Origin of the sequence: Kitasatospora sp. NPDC058965 (assembly GCF_042741245.1) — a bacterium.
Lineage (GTDB): Bacteria > Actinomycetota > Actinomycetes > Streptomycetales > Streptomycetaceae > Kitasatospora.
Window position 1 is genome coordinate 65,125 of sequence record NZ_JBHYKG010000007.1, and the last position, 6,468, is coordinate 71,592.

Consider the following 6,468-nt stretch of genomic DNA (forward strand, 5'->3'; position numbering starts at 1 on the left):
GGGGCAGAGTGTGAGTGAGATCGCCAAAGCGGTAGCCGCACTTGAGGAGCAGGCCGCCGAGGCTCGCGAACTTCGACAGCGCATCGAACGCATCGAGGCCGAGGTCGACGCACATCTGGACGAACTCCGCGGCATCGGCGACGCGATCGTCCACCTCCACTTCGACCTTGACAACCAGATCGCCGAGCACGACTACTCGGCTGTGGAGCAGGCAGTCGGAACCCTGGGGGCCCTCGTGGACGTAGCGGAGATCCTTCCCAAGATCGACGCGATCTTGCTGCTGACCGCGCTCTTGGAGGGCACGCTCACCCCCGACCTCACAGTGCCGATCGAGCTGTTCAAGGCTGGGGAAACGCCTGCCTTCGAGCACCCGCGGCTGACCCAGGAGGACCTCGACCGCCAGTTCCAGAACGAAATGGCCGACTGGTCGGAGCCGGACGAGCAGGACGACCGATGGGCTGAGGACCACTGGAGCGCAGAGCAGGAGGCCATCCGTAACCGTGCCCACAAGGCCGGCCTGCACCTGATGGAGCTCTTCGACCACATCGGAGACAACCTCTGGCCCGAGCTCATCGAGTCAGTCGAGACCGGCCGGCGCGACGACGCGGTCCGTGCGCTGGCAGCCGCCGCTGCAGCAGCGCGCGACGCACGGCCCGCATACAAGCTGTACGAGGTCAACCTGTCGGTTCAGTACACGGCAAACCCGTCTTCACTCGGGGCGATGGGCGAGTTCCTGTCCGGCTTCGAAACCTGGCTGAGTTCCCAGGGGGACTTGTAGAACCACCTCAGAGTTGGCCAGCATCCGTGCACTGCTGCAGCTGCCGGAGCGCTGCCTGGGTACGGACCTTTAGCTTCAGGAGTCCGCCGCTGCCCCGACTTGCTCTGAGTCGAGGTCCCAGCAAGTAGTCGGCGCTCGCCCCTCGCGGTCCACGGATTGCTCCCTGGGGTCCAGCCTGTCCCGTTCTGCACCTTGACCCGTTGAAAGGCGGAATATTTCGCGGCATGATTATGTGTATACTCTGGAGCAGGGTTAGGTGATCTGCCTGAGCGGGAGGTGAGCCATGGCGATCGACGAGGACCTGGTCGCACAGCCCGCCATGCTGGTACTAGCCAGGGAGTCCCGGGGTTGGACCCAGGTCGACGTGGCCGAGCAGATGTCGAAGTTGGACCAGCCCAACCGGATCTCCCAGGGCTACGTCAGTCGCGCCGAGGCCGGCAGGCTCGCCGTCAAGGGGGACCGACTGGACTTGTTTGCAACGGCTCTGAGGTACACGCCTCAGATGCTATGTGCGACCACTGACATGCAAGGGGTGGGCATCGGCCTGGTTCACCACCGCAAGCGCGCCTCGATGGGAGTCGCCGACCTGCGACGCATCCATGCCACCCTGGCCTTCACCCGTCATCAGACCGACGCCTTGACCCGAGCGGTCGCGGACTCCGGCAAGCACCGCTTCCGCCACATCGCGGTCAGCGACCTGGACACCCCTCAGGATGCGGCCGACACCATCCGCGAAGAGTGGGACGTGCCGACGGGTCCGGTTACGGACTTGACCAGGCTGATCGAAGAGGCCGGTGCTCTGGTTGTGGTCAGGGACCTGCAGACGACGGAACTCGACGCCGTCAGCCAGTGGCCCCCAGGGGGACCGCCGCTCTTCCTGCTGAACTCCACCGCCCCTGGTGATCGCTTCCGATTCAGCCTCGCTCACGAGTTGGGTCACGTACTGATGCACACTCAGCCCGGTGACCCGCGCGAGCAGGAGCAGGAGGCCGACTACTTCGCGGCTCAGTTCCTTATGCCTTACGGCAGCATCCGGCAAGACCTGAAGCAGGGCGTCGACCTGCCCCGTCTGCTCGAACTCAAGGCACGTTGGGGAGTTTCCATGGCGGCCCTCATCCGCAGGGCCTTCTCCCTGAACATCATTAAGGAATGGCAGTACCGCAAGCTCATGGTGGAGATGTCCGCCTTGGGCTACCGCACCAATGAGCCGGGACTCGTACCACGCGAGACCCCGCACCACCTTGCCCAGGTCGTCACCCGACTTGAGCGGGAGCACCACCTCGATCCGATCCAAGCGGCCCATCTTGCCGGTCTGGATCACGAGGAGTTCCACGAGATCTACTTGTGCGCATCCTCTTCGTCCGGGAACCCCATGGTCCTCGGCCAACCCGTGAGGTGACCTCGATGACCGAGCTCTCGTTTCCTGGCCAACGCCCCACCGCTCTGCGCGTTCTGGATTCCAACGTTTCGCCGCTGCCCCTGCTCCGGGGCCGCGTACTGGTGCACGAGAACACTCGCTTCATCCCCCGAATGCGCCACTCGATCGATGATGACCTCGGCGGGATCGTGGTGACTGGCGACACGGCCGATGAGCGCGCCTTCCAGTTGCGGACCGAGGTGGGGTTCACCGGCCCTCTTCTGATCGACTCCGCCCCGTACAAGACACACACTGCGACTGTCGACGAGCCGTTCCTCCTGCCGCGCGACGACATGTTCGCCGATGTCGAGACGTCACTGAGCTTCCAGAAGGCCAGAGGCGCGAGCGCTGCGCTGACCCCGACCGGCTATGTCGAGCCCGAGAACGCCAGGGCACTCAAGGCGGTCTGGCATGCGGCAGAGCGGATCGAACGAGGGGACGTCATCGTCTCGCTGCCCATCGATGCCGCGTGGCTGAAGGACAGCCATATCAGGCAACTCATTGCCATCTGCACGCAGATCAAGCAGCCCAAGGCGTTGATCCTGGCGGGCCAGTTCGACCCGCTCGAGGGCGCTAAGGAGATGCCCGCTAATCTCCGGCGCCTCATGTCCGAGGTCGAACACATGGCTCTTCTGCGCAGCGATCTCGCGGCGCTCGACGCCATGGCCTACGGGGCTTCGTTTGCCGGGATCGGCTCAGACAGCTCTTTGCGCCATTCCGTTGCCCCGGGCGAGCGTGTGCTCGTGGCAAGCGGAGGAGGAGCGCAGTATCCGAAGGTGTTGCTGCCTAACCTGATGTGCTTCAAGGGTGCCGTGGGACTGGCCAACAAGTACGCCAACACCCCTCCCCCAGTCTGCTACTGCGACGAGTGCGACGGGCAGGCCCTGGACCGCTTCGACAAACCTGACGGCCTGACACGCCAGGAGTCCGAGGACCACAACGTCCTCGTCTGGGGAGGCTGGGCATCCGAGATGGCCGCCCATGCTGCCGGTGCCGACCGCCAAGGCTGGTGGCGTGACAAGTGCGCCGCGGCCGTTGAACAGTACGCCCTCGAGAATCAGCGTCTCGGGGTGTCTTCGCGAGCAGGATTCCAGGCGCCGACACCGCTGAAGGCATGGGCCGCGCTTCCTGCCGGGACAAGGTAAGCGCCCTCGACTGCCGAGAGCCTCGACCTGGCCGGACCTCATCGGGCAGGCACCTACTGACGTAAGTAGGTGCTCCCGCGAAGCAATGCGGCCTGGAGGAACGTCTCAGCCGAGTTGCCGATGAACCTCTTCGACGAAGCGCCACGCCGCCGCGCTATGCCTCCTGCGTACGAAGGGCCGCGGCGGCACCAACACATCCACCTCATCGCCGACTGCCACGAGGAGACCGATGCCGTAGAAGTCTGCTTGCATTACTGCGTCGTCCTTACGGCGCAACGCACCCTCGACCAGTACCGCTCGAGTGCAAAACGGGGTGAACCGCTCGGCCTTCTCCATCGCCGTTTCCCAGCCTCGTCCGGGAACGACGGCGAGGTCGACACGCAAAGGCTGGATCACCTGGCGGGTGACTACCCCACTGCTGCGGACAATGGCGCCCCTGGGTACAGCCTTCAGGGTGCGGCGCTCTGCTTCGGTCAGCGAGGCTACGGGAACAGGTTCATCCACCGGCAGGCTCATGAGCAGGTCGAGTACGTCGCTGCGACCAAGGACGCCGGTTCGAGCCTCACGGCGCCGCTGGCACTCCTGGACATTGGGGCGATAAGCAACAACGGCGTGGGTGCCCAGGATTGTGACGGTACCCACCTGGGACTCATCAGGCAGAAGCGTGCCCGGTGCGGCTGCCGCCGAGACCATTTCCATGGGTTCTCGCGCTGCAACCGCCATGACCTCACCCTGTCCTCGTCCTGAAGCCGTAACCCAGTCACGGCTCGGTCCACGCCGCCGTCCGAATAGGCACGGCCCACACGGCGCGTGGGCGGCAAAGCCCCATTTGGCGCCTGTGCCCACGTGCATCACGTTCCAAGCTCGCACCCGGGCCACCAGCACTAACGGCCATGAGTCAGCCCAGACACGGGCTGGCACGTCCCGCCTACGGTCAGGCTAGTCTGCGCGCGGTCCGGCCCGGCCAACATTGCCCGTAGTGTCTCTTGGTGGCCATGACCTGCACCACACTGGCTCAGATCGGCACGGAAACGAGATGCATCGACCGGGCAGCCCGATGCTAGCGGCATCCGTCGATCGTTGGTCCGTCTGTTCGATTACTTTCACGTTTGAGTAGTTGAATCAAGCCGGTCATCACTCTCCGCATCCATACCCGTAGCGGCGGCCAAACCGGCGAGACCCCGGTTGGCCGCCCTGGAATCACCGGCCGTCGGCTTGGTAGGTCTTCTTCCACAGGGCGCGATGGCGTGGGTCGCCTTGGCCCGCTCCGCTGATGTGCGTCAACGAGTCCAAAGTGGCGCCGTTGTTCCAGACGCCGAAGTGGTCGCGATGGATGGCGATGATCCCGTTCTCCTGGGCGAAGGTCTCGGCGGGGCGCGTGAAGCGAGTGGTGGCGACGAAGATGGCGATGTCGGCCTTGAAGTGCTGCTTGGCGCCCAGGAGGTCGCGGACTTCGCGGCTCGCGATGGAGGCTGTGGGGGCGTAGCGCTTGCACTGGATCACCATCTTGCGGCCATCCGGCAGGCGGCCGAGTACGTCGGCTCCGTTGTCGCCAGCCCCTCCTACTCGCTGGACCTCGGAGCACCCGTCCCGGCGGCAGAGGTCGGCGACCAGCTCCTCGAACTCAGTGCCGGTCATCTTGTCCACGTCGGCGAGCGTCCGGTGGCCGGCCCGCACCAGTTCCTCGGCCCGCCACTTCCGATCGCCGCTACGAAGGAGGCGGTCGGTGCGCCACAGCCACCACCCAAGCGCGCCAACACCGCTGATCCCGGCCGCGCCGAGGAGGTACGGCCAGATCAGCGACCAGAAAGCCGTGAGGAGAAGCAGCAGCACACAAGCGCCAACGGCGGCTGCCTTCCACTGGTTGTTCCGGCGCTTCCGCGCGGATGAGCGACGTCCGCCTCGCTTGGCCATGCGGTCCCCCTCCGAAGATCCCCGTCAGCAGTGTTGGGCATGGAGAGGGGCCGGGGGAAGACCGCCTCACTCACCGGGGAGGGCTGGCTCGCGACTCGTCATTACAGGAGGCGGCTCTGTGGGCCTTATACGACTGGTCCTGATCGTCGATGGCGAACTGGTCGTCAGCTCTGTGAGCGAGGCGCTCTGCATGAGAGCCTGAGGGCAGCGACACATCCTCCGCGAGCCCGCACGCGAGCGCTGATCGGATGACCTGATCAGGTCGTGCCAGATCCGTGCCAGAACGGGTGGTGAAGGACGGTCGGCAGCGGTCGGAACCGGACCCTCTACGAACCCACCTGATCAGGTATTGGCGCAGGTCACAGGCTCCTTCGGGCCCGAACGCCCAAAGATTCCCAAGCTTATAGCGCGAGTTCGATTCTCGTCGCCCGCTCAGAGAGAAAGCCCCAGGTCAGTGGCCTGGGGCTTTGTCGTTGGGGTGGGTCGACTCGCGGGCTCCAGATAGGTGTCGGGTCGCTCGGCGGTGGTCTTGCGATGGCTGCCTACGGGGGTGGGTGTACCGGGCGCCGACGCTTGGTCTTCGCCTGTATCCGCTCTCGGAGCAGCGCCCGGTAGTACGAGGACTGCTCGCCGCCTATGTCGAAGTGCTCGCAGATGTCGGCCACGGTTCCGGCATCCTCGGCGCTGCCGGTGAGGCCGATCTGAAGGAGCGTCCAGAAGCCCTCCGCCGCGCGGGCCCGGCATTAGTCGGCCAAGTCCCAAGGCGCCGGCGGCTCATCAGTACAACCCGAGCCGGCGGCCACGCGCCAAGCTCAGGACGCTGTCGGGCGGGCTGCCTGGGGGGAGGAGGGCCGGTGCCGGGAGGGGGCTCAGGACGGTGCGGCGCCAGGTGGTGAGGAGGACCACCGGGATCAGCAGCAGGGCGAGCCGGCCCGTGAAGAGGGGCACGGGTTCCGTCTCCTCCAGGGCCGGGACGGCGAAGCAGCCGAACACGAGCCCGGTCGCCAGGACGAGGACGATCGCGCGGGCGGTGCGCTCCTGGTGGAAGTGGCAGGTGGTTGGCGGGCGGCGGGTGTGCGGCGTCCGTGGGACGGCAGCCGGGGGCCCCCCCCCCGTGCCCCCCCCGGTGCCCCCGCCCCCACCCCAACGAGAACCCCGCCCACCGCCACATTAACAAAAAAAACCCCCACCAAAAAAACAAAAACACCAATCGC

6 protein-coding genes are annotated in these 6,468 nt (G+C 65.7%); 3 read left to right on the forward strand and 3 right to left on the reverse strand.

The window, feature by feature from the left end:
• Nucleotides 1-10 precede the first annotated feature (10 nt).
• From ACFW1A_RS02675 to ACFW1A_RS02685, 3 genes are all read left to right on the forward strand, one after another.
• Nucleotides 11-778 carry a hypothetical protein gene (locus ACFW1A_RS02675; protein WP_380402878.1) on the forward strand — a complete coding sequence of 256 codons (768 nt, stop codon included), beginning with the start codon at nucleotides 11-13 and terminating at the stop codon, nucleotides 776-778.
• A 283-nt stretch (nucleotides 779-1,061) separates the two neighbouring features.
• Nucleotides 1,062-2,177, forward strand: coding sequence for an ImmA/IrrE family metallo-endopeptidase (locus ACFW1A_RS02680; RefSeq protein WP_380402884.1), 1,116 nt, complete (start codon nucleotides 1,062-1,064; stop codon nucleotides 2,175-2,177).
• Nucleotides 2,178-2,182: 5 nt separating this feature from the next.
• Nucleotides 2,183-3,340: a hypothetical protein gene (locus ACFW1A_RS02685; RefSeq protein ID WP_380402887.1), complete on the forward strand. Its 1,158-nt coding sequence runs from the start codon at nucleotides 2,183-2,185 to the stop codon at nucleotides 3,338-3,340.
• A gap of 105 nt (nucleotides 3,341-3,445) precedes the next feature.
• Here ACFW1A_RS02685 and ACFW1A_RS02690 read toward each other — a convergent pair whose 3' ends face one another.
• From ACFW1A_RS02690 to ACFW1A_RS02700, 3 genes are all read right to left on the reverse strand, one after another.
• On the reverse strand, nucleotides 3,446-4,063 hold the full coding sequence (locus tag ACFW1A_RS02690; RefSeq protein WP_380402890.1) for a hypothetical protein: 618 nt from the start codon (nucleotides 4,061-4,063) through the stop codon (nucleotides 3,446-3,448).
• Between the two features lie 477 nt (nucleotides 4,064-4,540).
• Entirely contained in the window at nucleotides 4,541-5,254 is a 714-nt protein-coding gene (locus ACFW1A_RS02695; protein ID WP_380402892.1) for a restriction endonuclease, read from the reverse strand.
• 777 nt (nucleotides 5,255-6,031) lie between these two features.
• Entirely contained in the window at nucleotides 6,032-6,202 is a 171-nt protein-coding gene (locus ACFW1A_RS02700; RefSeq protein ID WP_380402895.1) for a hypothetical protein, read from the reverse strand.
• Between the last annotated feature and the right edge of the window lie 266 nt (nucleotides 6,203-6,468).